The organism is Streptomyces adelaidensis, assembly GCF_016598475.1.
GTDB lineage: Bacteria > Actinomycetota > Actinomycetes > Streptomycetales > Streptomycetaceae > Streptomyces > Streptomyces adelaidensis.
The window spans coordinates 93,427-117,060 of the sequence record NZ_JAEMUX010000004.1; the positions used below are offsets into that span (position 1 = coordinate 93,427).

The 23,634-nt window shown below is 73.2% G+C and carries 13 protein-coding genes and 1 pseudogene; 12 read left to right on the forward strand and 2 right to left on the reverse strand.

The features are described from left to right. Positions 1 to 183: 183 nt before the first annotated feature. Positions 184 to 1,230, reverse strand: a complete 1,047-nt coding sequence (locus I8N67_RS03295) for a LacI family DNA-binding transcriptional regulator (RefSeq protein ID WP_200301028.1) — start codon at positions 1,228 to 1,230, stop codon at positions 184 to 186. A gap of 116 nt (positions 1,231 to 1,346) precedes the next feature. Between I8N67_RS03295 and I8N67_RS03300 the strand changes: the two genes are divergently transcribed. The 3 genes from I8N67_RS03300 (at position 1,347) to I8N67_RS03310 (ending at position 7,638) form a co-directional block, all read left to right on the forward strand. Continuing rightward, positions 1,347 to 2,585 (forward strand): phytanoyl-CoA dioxygenase family protein, encoded by a 1,239-nt coding sequence (locus I8N67_RS03300; RefSeq protein WP_200301029.1) that lies wholly within the window; start codon positions 1,347 to 1,349, stop codon positions 2,583 to 2,585. 140 nt (positions 2,586 to 2,725) lie between these two features. Further along, positions 2,726 to 6,337: a DUF4132 domain-containing protein gene (locus I8N67_RS03305; protein WP_200301030.1), complete on the forward strand. Its 3,612-nt coding sequence runs from the start codon at positions 2,726 to 2,728 to the stop codon at positions 6,335 to 6,337. A gap of 182 nt (positions 6,338 to 6,519) precedes the next feature. Further along, positions 6,520 to 7,638, forward strand: coding sequence for an SGNH/GDSL hydrolase family protein (locus I8N67_RS03310; RefSeq protein ID WP_200301031.1), 1,119 nt, complete (start codon positions 6,520 to 6,522; stop codon positions 7,636 to 7,638). Positions 7,639 to 7,681: 43 nt separating this feature from the next. On the opposite strand, the gene I8N67_RS03315 is transcribed toward I8N67_RS03310, so the two are convergent. Continuing rightward, positions 7,682 to 8,206, reverse strand: coding sequence for a hypothetical protein (locus I8N67_RS03315; RefSeq protein WP_200301032.1), 525 nt, complete (start codon positions 8,204 to 8,206; stop codon positions 7,682 to 7,684). Positions 8,207 to 8,437: 231 nt separating this feature from the next. Here I8N67_RS03315 and I8N67_RS03320 point away from each other — a divergent pair. The 9 genes and pseudogenes from I8N67_RS03320 to I8N67_RS03360 form a co-directional block, all read left to right on the forward strand. After that, positions 8,438 to 8,611: pseudogene (locus I8N67_RS03320) on the forward strand (hemerythrin domain-containing protein); the annotation flags it as partial. A 152-nt stretch (positions 8,612 to 8,763) separates the two neighbouring features. After that, positions 8,764 to 11,247 carry a penicillin acylase family protein gene (locus tag I8N67_RS03325; protein WP_234044937.1) on the forward strand — a complete coding sequence of 828 codons (2,484 nt, stop codon included), beginning with the start codon at positions 8,764 to 8,766 and terminating at the stop codon, positions 11,245 to 11,247. Positions 11,248 to 11,392: 145 nt separating this feature from the next. Further along, positions 11,393 to 12,238 carry an SDR family oxidoreductase gene (locus tag I8N67_RS03330; RefSeq protein WP_200301033.1) on the forward strand — a complete coding sequence of 282 codons (846 nt, stop codon included), beginning with the start codon at positions 11,393 to 11,395 and terminating at the stop codon, positions 12,236 to 12,238. Positions 12,239 to 12,593: 355 nt separating this feature from the next. Continuing rightward, entirely contained in the window at positions 12,594 to 14,096 is a 1,503-nt protein-coding gene (locus I8N67_RS03335) for an acyl-CoA carboxylase subunit beta (protein ID WP_200301115.1), read from the forward strand. 74 nt (positions 14,097 to 14,170) lie between these two features. Then, positions 14,171 to 15,955, forward strand: coding sequence for a fatty acyl-AMP ligase (locus I8N67_RS03340; RefSeq protein WP_200301034.1), 1,785 nt, complete (start codon positions 14,171 to 14,173; stop codon positions 15,953 to 15,955). After that, positions 15,952 to 20,442, forward strand: a complete 4,491-nt coding sequence (locus tag I8N67_RS03345) for a type I polyketide synthase (protein WP_200301035.1) — start codon at positions 15,952 to 15,954, stop codon at positions 20,440 to 20,442. Before I8N67_RS03340 ends, I8N67_RS03345 begins: the two co-directional genes overlap by 4 nt. A 22-nt stretch (positions 20,443 to 20,464) precedes the next feature. Then, positions 20,465 to 21,484, forward strand: a complete 1,020-nt coding sequence (locus tag I8N67_RS03350) for an alpha/beta hydrolase (RefSeq protein WP_200301036.1) — start codon at positions 20,465 to 20,467, stop codon at positions 21,482 to 21,484. 122 nt (positions 21,485 to 21,606) lie between these two features. Continuing rightward, positions 21,607 to 22,887, forward strand: a complete 1,281-nt coding sequence (locus I8N67_RS03355) for a PucR family transcriptional regulator (RefSeq protein WP_200301037.1) — start codon at positions 21,607 to 21,609, stop codon at positions 22,885 to 22,887. A gap of 80 nt (positions 22,888 to 22,967) precedes the next feature. Then, positions 22,968 to 23,609 (forward strand): cutinase family protein, encoded by a 642-nt coding sequence (locus I8N67_RS03360; protein WP_200301038.1) that lies wholly within the window; start codon positions 22,968 to 22,970, stop codon positions 23,607 to 23,609. Positions 23,610 to 23,634 lie beyond the last annotated feature (25 nt).

Here is a 23,634-nt window from a genome sequence, read left to right on the forward strand (position 1 = left end):
ATCGGCATCGGCATCGGGCAGGGCATCCGACATCTGACGGATCTGCGGTTTTTGCAGTATTCACCGGATATGTCGCGCACGCCGCTCACGCTCTGCCGTGCGGGCCAACCGGGCCAACCGGGCCAACCGGGCCAACCGGGGGCACGCCGCCACGGAGGACGGTGGCAGTGCCTTGGCCCGCCGTCACCCCGTACGCGGCAGGCCCGTGGCGGCGGGCGGCATGTTGAACGGGGTGACCACCTGGATCGGCGACGGCAGCATGGGCCCGTCGTCCGGCAGCGCCTTGTGGGCGCGCATCACGGTCTGGCAGGCGCGGCGTACGTCCTGGCGGAGGTCGTGGTGGAGGACCGCGGACAGGCGGCGCTCGCGGAGCAGCCGGGTGTTGTCGTGGTCGAGGTCATGGGCGATGAACACCGCGCAGGTGCGACCCAGTTCGCCGAACGCGTCCAGGGTCGCGAGGTTGCCGCCGCCCATGGAGTAGACGGCGACGATGTCCTCGTCGCGTCGGAGCGCCGCGCGGACGAGGTCGCCCTGGGTGGCGTCGAGGCCGTCGCTGTCGGTGACCTCCACCAGGGAGCGTCCGGGGTGGGCGAGGCGCATCGCGCTGCGGAAGCCCATCTCGCGCTCCTCCTCACCACGGAACGAGCCGCGGCTGATGGTGGTCAGCACATGGCCGGGCCGGTCGCCGAGCCACTGGCCGACGAGGTACGCGGCGGTGGTCCCGGCCGCGCGGTTGTCGATGCCGACATACGCGACGCGGGCACTGCCGGGCAGGTCGGTGACGAGGGTGACGACGGGGATGCCGGCCGCGGCCAGCCGGTCGACCGCGGCGGAGATCTCCGGCAGGTCCGGAGCCTTGAGGAGCACACCCTGCGAACCCCGCCGGGCGATCTTGTCCAGGGTGGCGACCGGTTCGGCGGCGGTGCCGGTCTCACGGAAGTGGAAGCGGGAGCGTACGACGGCGGGGTGCAGGGAGGGCAGTTCCGCTTCGAGGGCGTCGCGTACGGCGGTCGTGAAGCGTTCGGGGGCCTGCATCACGATGTCGATCATGAACGTACGCCCGCCGATGCGGACCTGGCTCCGCTGGCGGTCCAGGTCCTCGACGGCCTGCCGTACCTCCCGGGCCGTGCTCTCCCGCACCATGCCCCGGCTGTTGAGGACGCGGTCGACCGTGGCCGTGCTCAGGCCTGACTGACGGGCGATCTCCTTGATCGTGTACGGGTGTCGCATCGCTGATTTCCCAGGCTCTGTGATGTCTTTTTGATGTGTTTCCGCGCATTGAATGATGGATTCGAGGTCATCAGACTGGCAGAAGGACAAGGGCTGCGACATAGGAAGGGAGCACGATGTCCCCCATCGATGCGGCGTCACGGACGGCGGCAGGGACGACGGCACGGACCGCGCCAGGGACGGCGTCACGGACTGCGGCAGGGACCTGGCTGACCGAGGAGGACTGCGATCTCGACGCGTTCCGCGCACTCGTCGAGCAGCGCACCGAACTCGCCGACCACCCCTCGGCCGAGCGGGTGGAGCAGAACGTTCCGCTCTACGACAGCGATCGGCTCCGCGCGCTGACGGCCACCCCGCAGGGCCGTCGGAGCGTACAGACCGAGCTGATCCGGGCGCTGATGGACGGCCCCGGCGTCGTCGTTCTCAAGGGCGCGTTCACCGACCCGGCCGTCGTGGACCGGGCGTCCGCCGCCTTCCGGGCGCTGATCGAGGAGGAGCGCGCCGCCGGCACGGCCCGGGGCGACCACTTCGCCAAGCCCGGCGCCAACGACCGCGTCTGGAACGCCCTGGACAAGGTGGCCGTCCGCGCGCCGGAGGTGTTCGCCGACTACTACGCCAACGACGTCCTGGCGCTGATCGCCGAGGCCTGGCTCGGCCCCGCCTACCAGGTCACCTCGCAGGTCAACGTGGTCAACCCCGGCGGCGCCGCCCAGAGTCCGCACCGCGACTACCACCTCGGGTTCCTCTCCCAGCGGCAGGCCGCCGCCTACCCCGCGCACGTCCACCGCCTCTCCCCCGTCCTCACCCTCCAGGGCGCGGTCGCCCACTGCGACATGCCGGTCGAGTCCGGCCCGACCCTCTACCTGCCCCACTCGCAGAAGTACCAGCCCGGCTACCTCGCCTGGCGACTGCCGCGGTTCGTCGAGTACTTCGACGCCCACCACGTCCAACTCCCCCTGGACAAGGGGGACGCGGCGTTCTTCAACCCCGCGCTCTTCCACGCCGCCGGCCACAACCGCTCGACCGGCATCCGGCGCATGGCCAACCTGCTCCAGATCTCCTCCGCCTTCGGCCGCGCCATGGAGACCGTGGACCGCGAGGCGATGGCCAACGCGCTCTTCCCCGTCCTGCTGCACCGCAAGGCCGAAGGCGCCCCGGAGGACTGGCTGCGCCGCGTCGTCGCCGCCACCGCCGAGGGCTATCCCTTCCCCACCGACCTCGACCTCGACCCGCCCGTCGGCGGCCTCGCCCCGCCCTCCCAGGCCGACCTGCTCTGGCAGGCAGTCACCGAGAACTGGGCCCCGGCCCGACTGCGCCGGGAACTCGAAGCGGGGACCAAGCGCCGGGGCCTCTGACCCGTCCGGTCGTCCGGCGGCGTTGTCAGTGGGTCCCTCTAATGTGGTGATCGCTGCTGAACATTGCGTGTATCCGCTGGTCAGCGCTGACTTCACGTGGGGTGTGGGCCGCAGAGCCCGCAGGTCGGAAGGGGTGGGACGTGCGCCGCTGGGAGTATGCCGAGGGGGACTCCTCGAAGTTCTGGGAGGCCGTACCGGACGGTGTCATCGTCACCGTCCGGTACGGGCGTTGCGGCTCGGAGGGCCGCACGCAGGTCAAGGAGTGCGCCTCCCCGGAGGAGGCCGCCGAGCATCTGCGCAAGACCATCGCGGCCAAGGAACGCAAGGGCTATCGCGAGGTCGGCGAGGCCACGGATGCGGCGGCCGGTGACGCGGTCGCTCCGCTCTCTCAGGTCCCTGTCGCCCCTCCAGCCGCACCGATCCTCGACGAGGACGCCTTCGTGCTGCCGGCCGCCTGGCACCGTCATGTGCATCCGCGCCGGGGTGGCGTCAGCCGCAAGCCCGCGCGCCCGGTCAAGGGCGCCGCGGCCACGGCCGAGCAGCGGCTGCGCGCTTCGGCCGACTGGGTACGGCAGTTCCTGGACAGCCCGAAGAGCGACGCGGACCTGGTGCGGGCCGCCGAGGCCCATCTCGCCGGTACGGCCGACCCGTTGGGCGCGGCCGTGCTGGCCGTCACGTCCGACACGGCGTGGTCCGGCGCGGCCTGCGCCGATGCCTGGGTGGAGGCGCACGGACCGGTCTTCGCCGCCCGGGCGACCGTCGCACTGTTCGACGTCAACGTGCATTTCGTGCAGCGTGGCCAGCACCGCTCCGATCCCCACGTCGAGCGGGCACCGGACGGCGGCTTCACACACCACGCATGGCGGGTGCGCGGCGTCGCGGACCGTGTGCGGGCACTGCTCGCCGCCGCCGACGAGGGCACGTACCGCGCGGTGGTCTCCGCGCTCACCGGGACGCGGGACAGCGCCCGCCGACGGATCGTCGTCTCGTACCTCCTCCCCAGTGAGACGGAATGGCTCTACGAGTGCGCGGGCGGCCCCGAGGCCGACCGGCCGCGCGACAACACACTGCGTTCGATGCTGTTCTGTTCGTTCAACGACCCCGAGCAGGTACGGCAGTTGGGCGGTGTGGCCGGTCTGGGCCACAACGGATGGCCGATGCCGACGGTCGCCACCGTCGCCGAGGGCATCGGCACGGCGGTGGCACCGCTCGTGGCGGAGCAGCTCAGGAGGTCGTACGTCTCGTCGGGCGACCTCAAGAAGGTGGGCTCGGTCCTGGTGGAGATTCCCACCGACGAGGCCTTCGCCGTGCTGCTGTCCCGGCTGGACGACAAGCGGATGCAGCCCCTCGTGGCGAAGGCGGCCCACCGCTGCCCGAGGCGGGCCCTGCGCATGCTCGCCGAGGCCGTGGCCGCGGGCGGGCCGAACGTCGATCACCTCAGGCACGCGCTGCTCGTGCACGCGACCGCCCACCGGGACCTGGCCGAGGAGGCGCTCGCCTCCCTCTCGCCGGGGGCGGCGGCCCTCGTCGAACCGCTGCTGAGCCCACCCGACCTGATGCCGGACGCCCCGGCCTCGGCCCTCCCCGAACTGCTCACGAGCCCCCCGTGGACCCGGCCGCGCGAAGCCGCCGAGGTCCGCACGATCACCGGGCTGGTCGTTGCCGACGAGCCGCGGATCGGCTGGCTGCCCGAAGAGCGACAGACCTGGGCCGACACCCAGTCGTGGGAGCGGGACTGGGCCGCGCGCAACGAGTGGCCGGACGATCCGGACGCCCTGCTGGAGCTGGTCCGCGCGAACAGGCTCGGCTCGGTGGGCCTGTTCCTCACCCAGCCCGAGGATCTGGTCCGGCCGCTGCTGGACGAGTGGGAGCCGACGAACGTGTGGGACGGCGACGCCGTACTGCGGCCGGTCGTCGCCAGGTTCGGCACGGACGCCCTGGCGCTGGTGCTGCGCCTGGCGCCGAAAGCGCCCGCGTCGCTCGCGCCGCTGCTGCTGCCGTATGCGAGCGTGGCGACGGCCCGGCTGGTCGCGGAGTGGGCCGTGCGGCTGAAGTCGGTGCGGGGGACGGCCCGTTCGTGGTTCGGGCGGCATGGGGCGGCCGCCGCGGCGCTCCTCGTTCCGGACGCCGTGGGCAAGGCGGGCCCCGGTCGCCGCCATGCCGAGCAGGCGCTGCGCACCATCGCGGCCCTGCACGGCGAGCAGGTCGTGCTCGCGGCCGCCGGGGGGTACGGCGCCGAGGCCGCGGCGGCGGTCGGGGAGCTGCTGTCCGCCGATCCGCTGCGGACGGCCCTGCCGGCGAAGCTGCCCGAGCCCGTCGAGTGGGCGGAGCCGGTGCTGCTGCCGCAGATCCTGGTGCGCTCCGGTGGCGCGCTGCCCGCCGAGGCCACCCGGCATGTGGTCACCATGCTCGCGCTGTCCCGGCCGGGCGAGCCGTACCCGGGGCTGGCCGTGGTTCGGGAGCTGTGCACACCGGAGTCGCTCGCCGAGTTCGTGTGGGCCCTGTTCGAGCAGTGGCGGCTCGCAGGTATGGCGAGCAAGGAGAGCTGGGCGCTGACCGGGCTGGGCCCGCTCGGTGACGACGAGACGGTACGCAGACTGACGCCCCTGGTGCGGGCCTGGCCCGGCGAGGGTGCGCACCAACGCGCGGTGGACGGACTGGACGTCCTGGCCGCGATCGGCACCGATGTGGCGCTGACGCATCTGCACGGCGTGGCGCAGCGGGTGAGGTTCAAGGCGCTCAAGTCGCGTGCGCGGGAGAAGATCACCGAGGTCGCGGAGGGGCTCGGGCTGACCGGCGAGCAACTCGTCGACCGGCTGGTCCCGGACTTCGGCCTGGACGCTCGGGGCACCACGGTCATCGACTACGGCAGCCGTACGTTCACGGTCGGCTTCGACGAACAGCTGCGCCCCTTCGTGCAGGACCCCGACGGCAAGCGCCGCAAGGACCTGCCGCAGCCGGGCGCACGGGACGACGCGGAGCTGGCGCCCGCCGAGCGCAAGCGGTTCATGGCGCTGAAGAAGGATGTGCGGACGATCGCCGCCGACCAGGTGCGGCGGCTGGAATCGGCGATGGTGCGGGGCCGTTCGTGGTCGGCCGACGAGTTCCGCGAGCTGTTCGTCGGACATCCGCTGTTGTGCCACGTGGTACGGCGCCTGGTGTGGCTGAGCGACGCCGACGGGTCGACGACCTCCTTCCGGGTCACGGAGGACCGTACGTTCGCGGACGTCGGCCACTCCCCCTTCGCCCTGCCCGACACGGCGACCGTACGGATCGCGCACCCGTCGCAGCTGCCGAGCCGACTCGACGCCTGGGCCGAGCTGTTCGCGGAGCACGAGATCCCGCAGCCGTTCCCCCAACTGGGGCGGCAGGTGTTCGAGCTCACGGCGGAGGAGGCCGACGGCTGGCGGCTGGAACGCTTCGAGGGCCGTACGGTGACGACGGGCCGCCTCGTCGGTCTGGAGCGGCGCGGTTGGCGGCGCGGCCAGCCGATGGACGCCGGTGTCGAGCGCTGGCTCTCCAAACAACTCGCCCCGAACCGCTACGCCGTGATCGCCCCCGACCACGGCATCGCCGTCGGCTCCTTCGACCCCGCCGAGCAGCAGAAGCTGGAGCACATCTGGCTCGACACCAGGCCGGGCGACTTCTGGCCGAGGAAGACCTACAGCACGCGCTTCAGGGACCTCGACCCGGTGGCGGTGTCCGAACTCCTCGCCGACCTGACGGAGCTGACCGAGCCGACGGCAGAGTAAGGGCGGCGAAGACAGCGCCAACGGCAACGGCGGAGAGGGGGGAGCCGGCTTCCAGTGACAGATGCTGTCGCGAGGGGTTGACGGCGGTGCGTGTGGCGGTCATCTTCGAAAGCGCATCGTGATGGGAGCGCTCCCATCCGCCTGCCGCTACCACCCTCTCCGTTCGCCGAAGGGATGGCCCCATGGAAACGCCTCGCCACTTATCCCGAAGGACATTGGTCGCGGCAGCCGCCGCGGGGCTCGTCACCGCCGTCGCCTCCCCCTCGCAGGCGGTCGGCGCGCGGGGGGCGCGGTTCCACACGGTGGGCCGGGTCGAGGAGGCCGCTGACGGGAGTGTTCGGTACAGCTGGCCCGGTGTCTGTTTCGAGGGGCGGTTCCGGGGGACGGGGGTCGGCGTCGTCCTTGATGACACGGACAATGATTACGACGTGCAGGTCGACGGGACGACCGTCGCCACCCTCGTGACGCCGGGCCGTACCGTCTCCTGGGTCGACGGGCTCGGCGACGGCGGGCACAGCGTGCGGGTCGTGAAGCGGACGGAGAGCCCGTGGGCTGCGGGCCGGTTCGGGGGGTTCGTCGCGGCTCCCGGTGGGGCTATTCTCGCGAGACCCCGGGCGCGGAGCAGGCAGATCGAGTTCATCGGTGACTCGTACACCGCCGGATACGGCAATGTCTCCGAAACCCAGGACTGCTCCGGCAACGGCGGGGTCAACCGGAACAGCAACGCCGATCTCGCGTTCGGCGCGCTCACCGCACGGAAGCTCGACGCCGACTACCAGATCAATGCCTTTTCCGGCCGTGGAATGGTGCGGAATTACAACGGCGGCGAGCCCGGCACCGACTTTCGTACCTACTACGACCGGGCCCTGCTGAACATCGAAGGTGACGTCTGGCGAAAGCCGGCGAGCTGGCGGCCACAGGTCGTCGTGGTGGGGCTCGGCATCAACGATTTCTCGACGCCCCTCAATCCCGGCGAGCGCTGGACCACACCGGACGAGCTGGTCACCGCCTACGAGAGTGCCTATCACGGCTTCCTCGACAAGCTGCGCGGCCGGTACGGGCCCAGGACGTTCGTCGTGGTCGCCGCCGCTCACCTCTGGAACACCACCGCGTTCGCGGAGGCCACGCTGCGGATCGTCGAGGAGCGCGGGCGGCGGGGCGACGCCCGGGTCAGCCACTGGTACTACGACGATCCGGGGCTGGATCACCTGGGCTGCGACTGGCACCCCTCGCTCAACGACCACCGGATCATCTCCGGGCTGCTGGACGACCACCTCGCGGGGCTGCCGCTGCGCTGGTAGCCGGCCGCCGGCGTCCACCGCGGCTTGGGGCTGTCCGACGACCTCAGGCCGTCAGGGGCTGCCCCGGCTTCAGTGCGTCGAGGAGGCCGACGTGGTGCAGTTCCGCGACGGGGGCCAGGAGGTCGGGGTGGCGGAGCAGTGCGGCCGCCCGCCGGGCGAGGTCGTCCGGCCGGAGGAGACGGCGGAAGTCGGCGGCGGAACCGGCCGCCGTGTAGGGGGAACCGGCGAGGGTGGCCACCGCGGTGCGGGCCAGCCCGGCGTCGGCGAGCAGGCAGGCCGCCCAGCTGGCCACGACCTCGTCCACCCAGGTCCGCCACGCGTACTCGTCCGGTGTCGGGGCGTCGTCGGAGCCGGTGATCCAGTCGAGCCGGGCCGATCCGCCGGGCCCGGCCACGCCGACGAGCGCCGCGTCCATCGGGGTCGGATAGCGCAGCCAGGCCGCCACCGTGACTGCCTGCCGGGCCTGTGCCTCGCAGAGCGCGTCGTCCAGCGCGCCGCCGCCCGCCGGGTAGGCGCGCGTGAGCCATTGGGTGGTCGCCGCTATGAGCGGGGAGAGATCTGCGAGCACTGAGCCATCCGTGGGTTCTGGGGGGGGAATGCGTTGCAAAACGTAGCCGGTGTGCGTCGGCCCCGGAAATGGCGCAGGCCACGGAATGGACGTGTCCTCGGCCACATCGCGCTGCGGGACGGACTCACCGGGCGTCGATACGACGAATTCGGGTTCGGCGGGGTTTCACTGACCTCCGCAAGGTCCAGCCCGGAGCGAACGGCCGGGACGCGCAGCTGAGGAGCGACGGAAATGGGACACGGCGCAGACGTCATCGAGGAACTGAAGACCGACCACCGAGAGGTCGAAGAACTCTTCGGGAAAAACGAGGAACTGCCTTCCGGAAACCGCCGGCGCAAGGAATAGGCCGACCTGATCACCCTTGAGCTGGTCCGGCACTCCGTCGCGAAGGAGGCGTACCTCTACCGTCGAGACGCTGAACGACGTCGGCGACAAGGTCCGCCGCGCGGCAAGGACTCCTGAGCCATCCAAAGGTGTACATCCCACGGCTGACACGCCGGCGGGAAATCCATCGGGGGCCCGATGCTCTCCGCCCGTGCCGCCGGAAAGGTGAAGTCATGGGTGAATCCAGAACACTGACGAAGCGTCATGGGCGTCATTGGCGTGACGGGCGCGATGGGCTCGATCGGCGTGATCGGCGTGATCGGCGTCATGGAAGTTTCCTGACCGGCCGGCTGGCTGCCCTGGCCGCCGCCCTCTGTCTCACCGCGACCAGCGCCGCCCTGCTGCCCGCGTCCTCGTCCGCCGCGACGGGCGGGGGCGGCGAGGCGGTGGCCGAGGGCGGGTACACGGCGCGGATCAGTCGGACCGAGTACGGCATCCCGCACATCCGGGCGCGGGACTTCGACGGGCTCGGATACGGCTACGGCTACGCGTTCGCGCAGGACAACGTGTGTGAACTCGCCGACCAGATCATGACGTTACGGGGTGAGCGGTCCCGGTTCCTCGGGCCCGACGGGGAGGCCGGCGAGGGCTCCAACCTGGCCAGCGACACGTACCACCAGGGGCAGTCGCGCGCCGGCACCGTACGGCGGCTGCTCGACCGGAAGGCACCGGCGGGGCCGACGGCGGAGCTGCGCCGGATGGTCGAGGGCTATGCCGCCGGGTACAACCGCTATCTGCGGGACACGGGCGCCGACGAGCTGCCGGAACCGCGCTGCAAGGGCAAGCCCTGGGTCCGGCCGATCACCCCGCTCGACCTGTGGAGCATCGTGTACGACGTCAACGGGGCGACCGGGGCGGTCCCGCTGGCACCGGACATCGGCGACGCGAGGCCTCCGACGGCGGGCGGCACGAACACGGAGGCCTCCGTGGCCTTTGTGGCCTCCGCTCCAAGCCTCCCGGCACTCGGCGCCGACTTCGGCAGCAACGGCTGGGCGCTCGGCCGCGAGGTCACCCGTAGCGGCAACGCGATGGTCCTCGCGAACCCGCATCTGCCCTGGACCGAGGGCGGATTCCGCTTCTACCAGGTGCAGTTGACGATCCCCGGCACCCTGGACGTAGCCGGCGCCGGCATCTACGGCACCCCCCTGGTCCTCATCGGCCACAACCGGAACCTCGCCTGGACGCACACGGCGAGCGACGCCCAGCACGCCTCGCTGTACGCGTTGAAGCTGGTGCCCGGCGATCCGACCAGTTATGTGGTCGACGGCAGGACCGAGCGGATGGGACGCCGTACGGTCCCGGTCACCGTGCGCGACGCGGACGGCGGGCTCACGACCGTCGAACGGACCCTGTACACCTCGCGGTTCGGCGCGGTCCTCTCCTCGGGGTGGACGACCGAGACCGCGTACGCCCTCCGTGACGCCAACGCCGACAATCTGCGTTCCATGAACACCTGGCTGGCCATGGGCAAGGCCCAGAACCTCGAGCAGCTGCGCGCCGCCCAGGACACCTATCAGGGCATCCCCTGGACGTACACCCTCGCGGCCGACACCGGCGGCGGCACGTACTTCACCGACTCCTCGGTCGTCCCGCATCTCACCGACGCGCAGTTGGAGCGCTGTGCCGTCGGCGAGGAGGGCGGAGCCGGGGAGGGGCCCGCCGCGCTGGACGGTTCGATGTCGGCCTGTGCCTGGGGCAACGCCCCGGACGCCGTCGTGCCGGGCATCCAGGGCCCGTCCGGACAGCCGAGGCTGAGCCGCGCCGACTACGTCGCCAACTCCAACAACGGGCCCCGGTACACCAATCCGAAGGCGCCTCTCACCGGCCTTCCGGGCACGTACGACACCGACACCAGGCTCGGCCGGCGCGCCCAGCTCGGCCTCCGGATGGTCGGGGAGCGCGTGGACGGCACGGACGGACTCGGCGCCCCGGGGTTCACCCTGAGCACCCTGCGCGAGTCGATGCTGGGCAACCGCGTCCTGTCCGCCGAGACGGGCCGCGACGACGTGGTCGCCATGTGCCGCGCCCACCCCCGGCTGACGGCCACGGACGGCACGGAGATCGACGTACGGCAGGCCTGCACGACCCTCGCCCGCTGGGACACCCGTGCCGACACCGGCAGCCGGGGCGCCGCGCTCTGGATGACCTTCTTCGAGCGTCTCCTCAGGGCGGGCCCGCCCGACACCTGGCTCCGCGTCGCCCACGACCCGGCGCAGCCGCTCACCACACCGCGCGGCATCAAGGGCGACGACGTACGGGTCCGGCGCGCCCTGGCCGACGCCGTCCAGGACTTCGCCGCCCGTGACCTCCCGGTCGACACCGAGCTGGGCGCCGTACAGAAGTGGGCCGGCATCCCGCTCTCCGGCTGCACCGGCGAGAAGGGCTGCTTCAACGTCCTGAGAGCGGGCCCCGACTCGGGCACCGGCACCCCGCCCGCCGACGCCTTCGGCACCAGCTTCCTCATGGCCGTCGAACTGACCCCCGACGGCCCCCGCACCCACACCCTCCTCACCTACGGCCAGTCGGCGAACCCGGCTTCACCCCACTACACCGACCAGACCCGCCTCTACTCCCGCGAGGAGTGGGTCCGTGAGCGCTTCATCGAGGCGGAGATCGCGAGCGACCCGGCGTTGAAGGTGACGACGCTGCGCCGCTGACCGGAACCGATCCGACCCGACCTGACCCGATCGGATCGGATCGGATCGGATCGGATCGGATCGGATCGGATCCGAGCCGAGCCGGGCGTGCCGGTACGCCCGGGTCGGCTCGGTTCCGTACGGGGATCGCCTACCGTTGCCCGCCATGAGGATCCTGATCATCGGCGGCAGCGGGTTCCTGGGCGGCGAGCTGGCGCGCCGGGCCAGGGCGGCGGGGCACGAGACGGCGGCGACGTACGCCACGCGGCCCGGCACCGCCCCGGACGTCCCCTGGCATGCCCTCGATGTCCGGGACCCCGCGCAGGTGACCGGGGTGCTGGCCGAGGTGTCTCCCGAAGTCGTCGTCAACGCGTCGAGCGGGCAGTCCGACTGGGCGGTCACGGCCGAGGGCGCGGTCCGGGTGGCGATGGCTGCCACCGAGCGGGGCTGCCGCCTGGTCCATGTGTCCAGCGACGCCGTGTTCTCGGGCGACCGGGATCGCTACGACGAGACGTGCCTCCCCGATCCCGTCACGCCGTACGGTGCCGCGAAGGCCGCGGCGGAGACCGGGGTCCGGTTGTCGGCCCCGCACGCGGTCGTGGCACGTACGTCGCTGATCATCGGGGACGGCCGCGCCCTGTCCGGGCATGAGCGCCAGGTGCACGACCTCGCGGCCGGCACCGTCGACGGAGCGCTGTTCACCGACGTCGTGCGCTGTCCGGTGCAGGTGGGCGACCTGGCCGCCGCACTGCTGGAGCTGGCGACGTCCGGGGAGAGCGGTGTGCGGCATCTCGCCGGGCCGGACGCCCTCACCCGTCATGAACTGGGCGTCCTCGTCGCCCGCCGCGACGGCCTCGACGCGTCCCTGCTGCCGGCCGGCCGCCGCGCCGACGCCTCCCTCCCAGGGGCACGAAGAGGAGCCATGGACGTCCGGCTGGACTGCCGGGTGACGCGGCTGGGGCTGCGCACCCGGCTGCGTGGTGCTCGGGAGTTCCTGGCGGAGCGGGCGTGAAGGGCAGGCCCACGGCATGAAGGTGCCTTCGCCGGAGTAGGTGACGCCGGGCCGGACACCGGTGTACGCCAGTGACGTGGCCCATACGGCTCACTTGTCACCCACGGACGAACTCCGGTCCCGCAGGACTCAACTCCCGCAAAGAGAAAGGCGATCGCTCCGGTCGGCCACGAAGGCGCTGCCATATTCGGAAGCCACTTCGGAGGTGGCTGTGACACTAGAGGTGACGACATCCCGGGCGAGGCGAGTGGCGGAGCGGACGACGACCCGCGCGCCCGACCCGACCGCCGGACCAGCCGGTCAACCGACCGCCGGACCAGCCGGTGAACGGAACGCCGACCGGACCGCCGACCGCATCACTGATCTGGAAGCCCGCCGGGCCAAGGCGGTCGCTCCCGGTGGGCCCAGGCGGCGCGGTGAGTACGGCGCCCGGGAGCGGATCGATCTGCTGCTGGACGCGGGCTCGTTCACGGAGACGGGTCTGTTCGTGCGGGCCCGGCCCACCGGGGACGGCGGCCGGCGCCCCTACGGCGACGGCGTGGTCACCGGGCACGGCACGATCGACGGGCGCCCCGTCTGCGTGTTCGCCCAGGACGCCACGGTCTTCGGCGGCAGCATGGGCGAGGCGTTCGGTGAGAAGACCATCGCGTTGATGGACCTCGCCCTGAAGACGGGCTGTCCGGTGATCGGGCTCAACGACGGCGGTGGCGCCCGTATCCAGGAGGGCGTCACCTCGCTCGCCCTCTACGCCGAGCTGGTGCGCCGCAACGTGCGGGCGTCCGGGGTGATCCCGCAGATCTCGGTCGTTCTGGGGCCGTGCGCCGGCGGGGCCGCGTACTCGCCCGCCATCACCGACTTCACCGTGATGGTGGAGGGCACCTCGCACATGTTCGTGACCGGACCCGACGTCATCGAGACGGTCACCGGTGAGCGCACCAGCGCCGAGGAACTGGGCGGCGCCCGCACCAGCAACACCGTCAACGGCAACGCCCACTTCCTCGCCGCCGACGAGGTGGACGCCCTCGACACCGTACGGGACCTGCTGTCGTACCTGCCCGTCAACAACCTGGAGCGGCCCCCGCAGTACGCGCCGGGGGCCGCGCCCGACGGGTTGTGTCTGGACGCGGTGGTGCCGGACCGGCTCGGGCAGGCCTACGACATGCGGGACATCCTGCGGGCGGTCGTCGACGAGGGTGAACTCCTGGAAATCCAGGAACTGTTCGCGCCGAACATCATCTGTGCCCTGGCCCTCGTCGAGGGCACCTCGGTCGGGATCGTGGCCAATCAGCCGCTGCACGCCGCCGGGGTCCTCGACATCGACGCCTCCGAGAAGGCCGCGCGGTTCGTGCGGTTCTGCGACGCGTTCGGCATCCCGCTGCTGACCTTCGCCGACGTGCCGGGTTATCTCTCCGGCGTCCGCCAGGAGCAGGCCGGCATCATCCGGCGCGGCGCCAAACTCCTGTACGCGTACGCCGAGGCGACCGTCCCCAAGGTCACGGTGGTGGTGCGCAAGGCGTACGGCGGCGGGTACGCGGTGATGGGCTCCAAGCACCTGGGCGCCGACCTCAACTTCGCCTGGCCCACCGCGCGCATCGCCGTCATGGGCGCCGAGGGCGCGGTGGGGGTGCTGCACCGGCGTGAACTCGCCGCCTCGGCCGACCCCGAGGCGCTGCGCGCCCGCCTGGTCACCGCGTACGAGAGTACGTACGGCACGCCGTACCTCGCCGCCGAGCGCGGCTACGTCGACGCCGTCATCGCCCCGCGCGACACCCGCGCCCACATCTGCCGCGCCCTGCGCGCGCTGCGCGGCAAGCGCGCCCCGATGCCGGAACGCCGCCACGGCAACATCCCGCTCTGAGCCCCCTCCGCGTGCTTGGGCCGCGCCAAGCCCTCTGACCGCAAGCCGTCCCCGCGACGTCAGGAGCCTGCCCCATGGACAGCCGCCGCCCCCCGCTCGCGCCCACGTTCCGTAGTCTGCCGGAGTACGTGCGGCACTGGGCCGAGACCACCCCCGACCGCCGCGCGTTCACCTTCGTCGACCATCCCGCGCCGCACTCGCGCGGTGTCCACCGCACGCTGACCTGGCGCCGTCTGGACCTGCGGACGCGGGCCGTGGCCGCCCGGCTGGCCGCCGAGGCGGAGCCCGGGGCGCGGGTCGCGGTGCTGTGCCCGCAGGGGATCGAGTACGTCACCGGCTTCCTCGGGGCGCTCGCCGCCGGCCTGGTCGCCGTACCGCTCTATCCGCCCGGTCTGCGGGGCCACGGCGACCGGCTGTCGGCGGTCCTGGCCGACGCGCGTCCGGCGGTCGTCGTGACGACGGGCCACGCCCTCGCCGAGGTACGGGAGTTGTGCGCCGGCCAGGCGCTGAAGGTCGTCGCCGTGGACCAGGTGCCCGACGCCGCCGCCGCCGGATGGCAGCCATCGGTACCCGACGACACCGACGTCGCGTATCTCCAGTACACCTCCGGCTCGACCCGTACCCCGGCGGGTGTGGAGATCACTCACGCCAACGTCGTCGCCAACGCCCGTCAGGCGCTGGGCGCCTATGGTGCCGACAGGCATCCGGTGACCTTTGTGGGCTGGCTGCCGCTGTATCACGACATGGGGCTCGTACTGAGTGTCGCGGCGCCGGTGGTGCGGGGGCTGTTGTCGGTGCTCATGGATCCGGTGGCGTTCCTGCACGAGCCCGTGCGCTGGCTGCGGCTGCTGGCCGCGCACCCTCGCGCGCTGAGCGCGGCGCCCAACTTCGCCTACGACTACTGCGCGTCGGTGGTCACCGAGGCGCAGAAGGCCGGGCTGCGGCTGGACGGTGTCGCCGCGCTGATCAACGGCAGCGAGCCGGTCCGTCCCGGCACCGCCGACCGTTTCCATGCCGCGTTCGCCGCGCAGGGGCTCGGCCCGCAGACGCACTGCCCGTCGTACGGGCTGGCCGAGGCGACCGTGTTCGTCAGCGCGGCGCGACCCGGGGAGCCACTGCGCCGCTTCGCCCTCGACCGTGACGCCCTGGCCACCGGGAAGGCCCTGCCCGCGCGGCCCGACGACCCGAGAGCCGTGCTGCTGGCCGGCTGCGGCACTCCGGCGGGCCAGCGGGTGCGGATCGCCGACCCGGTGACCCGGGTCGCGCTCGCCGAGGGAGAGGTCGGCGAGATCTGGGTGCGGGGTCCCAACGTGGGGCGGGGCTACCGGAATCAGGACCGGCAGACCCGGCGGGTCTTCGGCGGCGTCTTCGCCGACGCCACGGCCGGTGCGGGTGCCGGCGCGGGTGCGGGTGCGGGTGCCGGTGCGGGCGAGTGGTTGCGCACCGGCGACCTGGGGACGGTCCTGGACGGGCAACTGATCGTCACCGGACGGCTGAAGGACCTCATCGTCGTCGACGGACGCAACCACTACCCGCAGGACGTGGAGGCCACGGCCCAGGACGCGCACCCGGCCGTGCGACGCGACCGGCTCGCCGCGTTCGGCACACCGGGCGGCTCAGGGGAGCGGGTGGTCGTCGTCGCGGAACACGTACGGACGACGCCGCTCGCCGACATCGACGTACCGGCGCTGGTGCGGGCCGTCCGCGCGGCGGTCTCGGCCCGGCACGGGCTGCGGCTCGCCGACGTCGTCCTCGTCCCGCCAGGCACCGTGCCCCGTACGTCCAGCGGCAAGGTGTCGCGGGCCCGGACCCGTGAGCGGTATCTGGCGGGGGCGTACGCGGTGGGGAGTGCGGGATGAAGGCCGTGGGCGAGGGCCGGGAGGGCGGGCCGCCGGGGCGCAGGGTCGGCGGGGGCGAGGAGAGTGCGCTGCGCCGGATGATCGCCGAGCAGGTGGCCGCGTGGAGCGGTACGGCCGTCGAGGACGTGCCGATGGACCGGCCGTTCGCGGATCTCGGCATGTCCTCGCGGGACGCGGTCGTGCTGGCCGGGGAACTGTCCCGGGCGACGGGCCGTGAGCTGCCCGCGACACTGCTGTGGGAGGCGGCCACGGGCGACGCCCTGGTGGCGCGGGTGTGCGGTACGACGGCGGGCGCCGCGCCTGTCGTCCGCGAGGCGCGTCCCCGGGTCGGGCCCGGCGAACCCGTCGAGCCCGGCGTGACCGGCACCGTGGGCGAGCCCGTCGCCGTCGTAGGGGTCGGCTGTCGGCTGCCAGGCGGTGCGCACGGCGGTGTGTGCGGCCCGGCGGACTACTGGCGGTTGCTGACCGACGGCGTCGACGCGATCCGGCGGGTCCCGGCGGACCGGTGGCGGGACTTCACGCCCTACCCGCCCGCCGACGCGCTCCCGTACGGCGGCTATCTGGACGACATCGCCGGGTTCGACGCGGACTTCTTCCGGGTCACCCCGCGCGAGGCCGCGGTGATGGACCCGCAGCAGCGGATGCTCCTGGAGGTCGTGCAGGAGACCCTCGACCACGCCGCCGTCCCGGCCGCCTCCCTCGCTGGGACCGCCACCGGGGTCTTCGTCGGGGTGTCCGCGCCCGAGTACGGGCAGCTCACCGGCGCCGACCCGGCGGCCGTCGATCCGTGGGCGCCGGCCGGCGGGGCGTTGAGTGTGGCGGCGGGACGGCTGGCGTACGTCCTGGACACGCGCGGGCCGAGCATGGCCGTCGACACCGCGTGTTCGTCGTCGCTGGTGGCGGTGCACCACGCCTGTGTCAGTCTGCGCACGGGCGAGAGCGATCTCGCGATCGCCGCCGGGGTCAATGTGCTGCTCTCGCCGACCGTCACCGTCGCGTTCCGGCGGGCGGGCGCCCTCGCGCCGGACGGGCGGTGCAAGCCGTTCTCGGCGGCGGCCGACGGCATCGGACGGGGTGAGGGCTGCGCGGCCGTGCTCCTCAAGCGGCTGTCGGACGCCGAGCGGGACGGCGACCGGGTACTCGCCGTCGTCCGTGCCACCGTCGTCAACTCCGACGGCCGCTCCAACGGTCTGATGGCCCCCAACCCGGCCGCCCAGCAGGCCCTTCTGACGACCGCCTACGCGCGCGCCGGTCTCTCCCCCGCGCGCGTCGACCACGTCGAGGCGCACGGCACCGGCACCCCGCTCGGCGACCCGATCGAGGCGGGCGCGCTCGGCGCCGTCCTCGGCGCGGGCCGCGACCCCGACCAGCCGCTGCTGCTGGGCTCCGTCAAGGGCAACCTCGGCCACCTGGAGTCCGCCGCGGGCATCGCCGGCCTGGTGAAGACGGTGCTCGCCCTCCACCACGATCTGATCCCGCCCTCACTGCACTGCGTCGAGGGCAGCGCCCTGGACGGCCACGTACGGCTGCGGGTCGTGACGGAGGCCGAGCCGTGGCCCCGGTACGGGGGTACGGCCACCGCCGGGGTCTCCGGGTTCGGGTTCGGCGGCACCAACGCCCACGCGGTGCTGGAGGAGTGGCGGCCCGGCGCCCTGCTGCCGCCCCCGGCCGACGCGCCCCCCGCCCGCCTCCACCTCCTCTCCGACGCCGACACCGCCCGCGTCCGGGACACCGCCGCCCGCCTCGCCGACTGGCTCGGTACGCCCGAGGGCAGCGCCGCGCACCCCGCCGACGTGGCCCGCACCCTCGCCGGGCGCGCGGGGAGGGGACCGGTACGGGCCGCCGTCGTCGCCGCTGACCGTGCCGAACTCGCCGACGGGCTGGGCGCGTTGGCGGGCGAGCGCCCCCACGCACGGGTCGTGACCGGCGACCGTGATCTCGTCGGGCGCGGCCCGGTGTGGGTCTTCTCCGGGTACGGCAGCCAGTGGGCCGGCATGGGGCGCCGGCTGCTGGCCGAGGAACCCGCGTTCGCCGCGGCTGTGGAGAAGCTCGACGCCCAACTGGCCCCCGAGTGCGGTCTGTCCCTGTACGACCACCTCGCGGCCGGCGGCGACCTCGACCGTCTGGAGGTCGCCCAGCCCGTCCTGTTCGGCCTCCAGGTGGCGCTCGCCGAACTGTGGCGCGCGTACGGCGTAGAGCCCGTCGCCGTCATCGGTCACTCCCTCGGCGAGGTGGCCGCCGCGGTGTGCGCGGGCGCGCTGGAGGTGCCGGACGCGGCCCGCGTGGTCGCCGTACGGGCCCGGCTGCTCAGCGGGCTGCGCGGCGGGGCGATGGCGGTCGTCGACCTCGACGACGACGAACTCGACTTCCTGGAACGGGACTTCCCCGGCGTGCATGTCGCCGTGCACTCCTCCCCCGGCCAGAAGGTGGTCACCGGGGAGGAGGAGGCGGTGGCCCGGCTCGTGCGCCGACTGGAGGGGGAAGGGCGGGCCGCACGTGCGATGCGGGTGGTCGGGGCGGGCCACTCCCCTCAAGTCAAGCCGCTGCTACCGGAGTTGGCCGACTCCCTGGCGGACATCCGGGGTGTCCTGCCCCGTATCCCCGTCTACTCCACCGTCCTGGACGACCCGCGCGGCGAGGGTGTCTTCGACGCCGCGCACTGGGTGGCGAACCTGCGGCGGCCCGTCCGGCTGGACCGTGCCGTCGCCGCTGCCGCCGCCGACGGGCACACCGCCTTCGTCGAGCTGTCGCCCCACCCGGTCCTGACCCGGGCCATCACCGACACCGCCCCCGGCGCCCTCGCCGTCGGCACGCTCCACCGCGACGCCGACGGCTCCGCCGGATTCCTCACGCGGCTGGGCACCCTCTACACCGCCGGCCTGCGCCTGCCGCTGCCGCCCGGCCGCGTCATCGACCTGCCCGCGCCGCGCTGGCGGCACGTCCGGCACTGGTGGACGGACGGGCGGGGGGCGGGAGGCGCGGGGACGGACCCGTCGAGGGTGCCGGTGGACGCGGCGGGCGCGGGGAAGGCGGTGGGCGCGGTGGAGGCGGTCCACGGCTCGGCGGGGGGCGATGCGGTGGCCGAGGACGCCTCGGTCTCCGCCCGTCTCTGCCACCACATCGCCGCCGTCACCGGGCATCCGCCGACCCGCGTCACCCCGGCCACCGCCTTCGCCGAACTGGGCCTCGACTCCCTGATGGCCGTCCGCATCCGCGCCGCCCTGGAACGCGAGTTCGACATCGAGCTGCCCCTGCGCGACCTGCTGGGCGCCGCCACGGTCGAGGACACGGCGACGCGCATCGAGCGGGCGATGCCGGTACGGACGCCTAGCGCCCAGTCGCCTTCGCAGGCCGCACCCGCGACGGCCGAGGACGACCGACAGGCACCACCGACGAGGCCGGCTCCGGCCGGAGACATCCAGCTCGCGCCGCCCACCAAGGCGTCGGCCCGGGACACGCCGTCGGGAACCCCCCGGCCGCCGGACGAGGACTCCCCGCCGCGCCCACCGCGAGCGATCGGCGAAGCCGCCCTCCCCCAACCGCCACGAACCATCGGCGAAGCCGCGCAGCCACAGCCACAGCCGCCACCGGCGATCGGCGCGAACTCCTCACCGCATACCGAGAGGACGCCGGGCGAGGGCTCCCCGCTCCGGGCCCCTCACACCACCGGCTCCCATCCTTTCCTCCGCTCCCTCCACCCCACCGGCACCCGTCCCCCGCTCTTCCTCGTCCACGCCGCCGGCGGCACGACCGACGTCTACCGGGCCCTCGTGGAACGGCTCGGCGCGGAACGGCCCGTGTACGGGCTGGAGCGGCTCGCGGCGGCCCGTACGGTCGCCGAGAAGGCGCGCCGGTACGCCGAGGCGGTCGCCGCCGTGCATCCCGACGGGCCCTGTCTGCTGGGTGGTTGGTCCTTCGGTGGCTTCGTCGCGCAGGAGACCGCGCGGCAGCTCACGGCCGCCGGGCGGGACGTGCGGCTGGTGGTGCTCATCGACTCCGTACGGCCCCTCACCCGGCCCGATGTCACGCCGGGCGACCGGATCCGCGCCCACTTCACGGGCTTCGCCCGCCATGTCGCCGACGCGTACGGGGTCGAACTGGAGTTGCCGTACGACGAGTTGGCCGCGACCGAGGACGACGGTGAGCGGATCGACGTCGTGCTGCGGGCGCTGCGGGAGGCGGCCGAGGTGCCGCGGGCCGCCCTCGATCATCAGCGGTCCTCCTATCTGGACCTGCGGATCGGCGAGGCCCACCGGCCGGGCCGCCACGACGGGCAGGTGGTCCTGTACCGGGCCGGCGAGAGCGCGCCGCACACCGTGCGGGACCCCGCGTACGAGCGGGACGACGAGGCGCTCGGCTGGGACGAGGTGTGCCCGAACCTGGCCGTCGTCCGGGTCGTGGGGCACCATCTGTCGCTGCTCGACCCGCCGTACGTCGACGAGATCGCCGCCCATCTGCGGTGGGAGCTCGCCGACGAGAACCGCTGAACCCGAGCCGAGGAGAGCCGCCATGTCCGACCCCACCACCGCGATGTCCCGACGCGCCGTCACCAGGACGGCGGCCGCCGCCTCTCTGGCCGCCCTGTTCGACGCCGCCGCCACCGGCACCGCCGGAGCGGCCGCCATGACGCGAGCGACCACGGGCCGGGCAGCCACCACCGGAGCCGCCGCCACGCGAACCGTCACCACACCGACCGTCACCCAGCTCGGCCCCCGCACCCTCGACGTCTCCCTCCCCTCCGCCGCGCTGGGCCGCAGTGCGCCGGTGCGGCTGGTCCTCCCCTCCTCCTTCGCCACGCAGCCCGGCCGGACGTACCCCGTGCTGTACCTCCTGCACGGCGCCCACGACGACTACACGTCGTGGACCCGGGAGACGGACATCGTGGCGTTCACCGAGGGCCGGGAGCTGATCGTGGCGATGCCGGACGCGGGGCCCACCGGGATACCCACCGCCTGGCGCAGCGGCCCCGACTACGAGACGTTCCAGCTCAGCGAGGTCCCGGCGCTGCTCACCCGTGACTACCGGGCGTCCGGCGTCCGCGTCGTCGCCGGTGTCTCCACCGGCGGCTACGGGGCGATGGCGCACGCCGCTCGCCATCCGGGGACGTTCGCGGCGGCGGCCTCGTACAGCGGCATCCTCGACACCACCGCCCCCGGCGTGCCGACTCTGATGGACGCCATCGTGGCCCGCGAGAACCTGGCGGCGCTGTCCCTGTGGGGCAACCCGATCCTGAACGCGCTCACCTGGCGCGACTTCAACCCCAGGGCCCGCGCGGCGGGGCTGCGCGGCACCGCCCTGTACGTGTCCAGCGGCAGCGGGGTGGTGGGCGGCAGCGGCGACTGGCTGCCGGAGGCACTGGAGAGCGCGCTGTGGCCGTCCGCCCACGCGTTCGCCGACACGCTCGCCCTGCTGGGTGTCCGGGCGACCACCCACTTCTACGCGGGAGGGGGACACAGCTGGGCGTACTGGAAGCGGGAGTTCGGCGCGTCGTGGCCGATGCTCGCCGGTGCGCTGGGGGTGCCGGCGTGAGGCCGGTACCGTCCGGGCACGGAACGGAGCGCCAGGGACGTGCGTCCAACCCAGGACTTGTCCCTCGCCCCACGGGCACCGGCCCTCGGGTGAGCCGCTTCCGGGTGAAAGGAGGGTCCGCCGTGGCTGCCCCCACACCGCCGCACGGCGTACCGGACGGTCCCGGCACTGCCTCTGTCGCCACCCCTGTGCCGCCCGAACTCGCCAAACTGCTGCGCGATCAGCTGGCGGTCGTCGCCGACGAGGTGGAGGAGGAGGTGCGCAGACAGGTACCGGAGTACTCCCGCCCGGCCGACGCGACGTATCGCGCCCGCCTCAGAGCGGGGGTCGTCCAGGCGCTCACCCTGTTCGTCGACCACATCGCCGATCCGCGCGGCCAGGGCGCCGCGATCACCGCGACGTACTACGAGATCGGGCGCGGCGAGGCCCTGGACGGCCGGGGCCTGGACGCGTTGCAGTCCGCGTTGCGGGTCGGGGGTCTGCACGCCTGGCGGCTGATGGGCCGTACGGCGGAGGAACTGGGCCTGGACTCCTCGGTCGTGGCCGCGCTGGGCGAACTCGCGTTCCAGACGGTGCACGAGGTCGCCGAGGCGGCCGCCGCCGGCTACGCGGAGGCTCAACTGCGCAACACGGACGAGCTGGAGCGGCGGCGCGCGCGGCTGCTCGATCTGCTGCTGGCCGAGGGGCCGGTGTCCCCGGAGGCCGTGCAGGACATGGCGCACGCCGCCCGCTGGTCGGTGCCGAGGCAGGTCGCGGTCGTCGCGCTGGCGGCGAGCCCGGACCAGCGGGAGGCGGACCGGCCGTTGGCGGCGGCGGGGGCGCTGGTGGACATGGAGTCCCGGCCGCCGCGGATGCTGGTGCCCGACCCGGACGGTTCCGGCCGTTTCGGCGGCCGGGCGTTCACCCTCGCGCTGCGCGGCCGGCCCGCGGCGATCGGCCCCACGGTCCCGCTGACGGAGGCCGCCCGTTCGCTGCACTGGGCCATCCGGGCGCTCGGCCTGATGGGGCGCGGCGTCCTCCCCCGGCAGGGCGTGGTGCGCTGCGCCGACCATCTGTCGACGCTGCTGCTGCACAGCGACGAGCCGATGCTCGACCAGCTCCGGTCACAGGTGCTGGCCCCGCTGGACGCGATCGCGGAGGGACCGCGCGGCAGGCTCGCCGAGACCCTGCTGGCGTGGCTGCTCGGCGGCAGCAACGTGCCCGACGTCGCCGCCCGTCTCCACATCCACCCGCAGACGGTCCGCTACCGCCTGCGCCAGCTGGAGAAGCTCTTCGGTGACGCCCTGCACGACCCCGGCACCCGCCTGGACCTCATTCTCGCGCTGCGCGCGGAGGCGCTTCGGGATTCGCTCCCGCTCACCTCGGCACAAAAACCAGAGGAATTCCTGAATTCCCGTCCATAACACTCGGTCCGACAACGCGAATACCTTCGGGACGTCCTTTTCCACAGGCGCTCCACGCGCCCCACCCTCAAAGGATCCCCATGCGTATCCGCTTGTGCCTCGCCGCGCTCTCACTGGCCGGCGGGGCCGGACTGGCCACCGTCTCGGCCCCCACGGCAGCAGCCGCTGCCTGCACGGACATCGACGTCGTCGCGGCTCGCGGCACGTTCGAGCCGGGCACGCTCGGCTTCATCGTCGGCGACCCGGTGTATTCCGCCCTGCAGAAGAAAATCACCGGGAAATCCCTGTCCAGCTACAAGGTGAACTATCCGGCCGACCTTTCGCTCACGTCGGCCGCGCAGGGAAACTCCGACCTGGTGAACCATGTCACGAGCCAGGCTTCGGCCTGTCCGAACCAGCGTTTCGTGCTCGTCGGCTATTCGCAGGGCGCGAATGTCGTCGACAACTCCATCGGTATCAGCAGCGCCGGCGCGGTGGTCGGCAGCCCCATCGTGGCCACGATTCCGGCCGCGCTGGAGCCGAGGGTCGCCGCGGTGCTGCTGTTCGGCAATCCGATCCGGGCCATCGGCAAGAGCGTGACCGGCACCTACCAGAGCCGCACCATCGACTTCTGCGCGGCCGGTGACCCCGTCTGCGAGAACGGCGGGGGCGACGTGGGCGCGCACCTCGGCTACACCGCGAACGCGGACGCGGCGGCGGCCTTCGCCGCGACCAAGGTCTGACCCGTAGCCGTCGCGCATGAGCCTG

Excerpts from the sequence above, each read along its gene's own strand:
- I8N67_RS03360 (WP_200301038.1), top strand. The coding sequence starts at position 22,968 with ATGCGTATCCGCTTGTGCCTCGCCGCGCTCTCACTGGCCGGCGGGGCC.
- I8N67_RS03340 (WP_200301034.1), top strand. The coding sequence starts at position 14,171 with ATGGACAGCCGCCGCCCCCCGCTCGCGCCCACGTTCCGTAGTCTGCCG.
- I8N67_RS03325 (WP_234044937.1), top strand. The coding sequence starts at position 8,764 with ATGGGTGAATCCAGAACACTGACGAAGCGTCATGGGCGTCATTGGCGT.
- I8N67_RS03295 (WP_200301028.1), bottom strand. The coding sequence starts at position 1,230 with ATGCGACACCCGTACACGATCAAGGAGATCGCCCGTCAGTCAGGCCTG.
- I8N67_RS03330 (WP_200301033.1), top strand. The coding sequence starts at position 11,393 with ATGAGGATCCTGATCATCGGCGGCAGCGGGTTCCTGGGCGGCGAGCTG.
- I8N67_RS03345 (WP_200301035.1), top strand. The coding sequence starts at position 15,952 with ATGAAGGCCGTGGGCGAGGGCCGGGAGGGCGGGCCGCCGGGGCGCAGG.
- I8N67_RS03300 (WP_200301029.1), top strand. The coding sequence starts at position 1,347 with ATGTCCCCCATCGATGCGGCGTCACGGACGGCGGCAGGGACGACGGCA.
- I8N67_RS03350 (WP_200301036.1), top strand. The coding sequence starts at position 20,465 with ATGTCCGACCCCACCACCGCGATGTCCCGACGCGCCGTCACCAGGACG.
- I8N67_RS03310 (WP_200301031.1), top strand. The coding sequence starts at position 6,520 with ATGGAAACGCCTCGCCACTTATCCCGAAGGACATTGGTCGCGGCAGCC.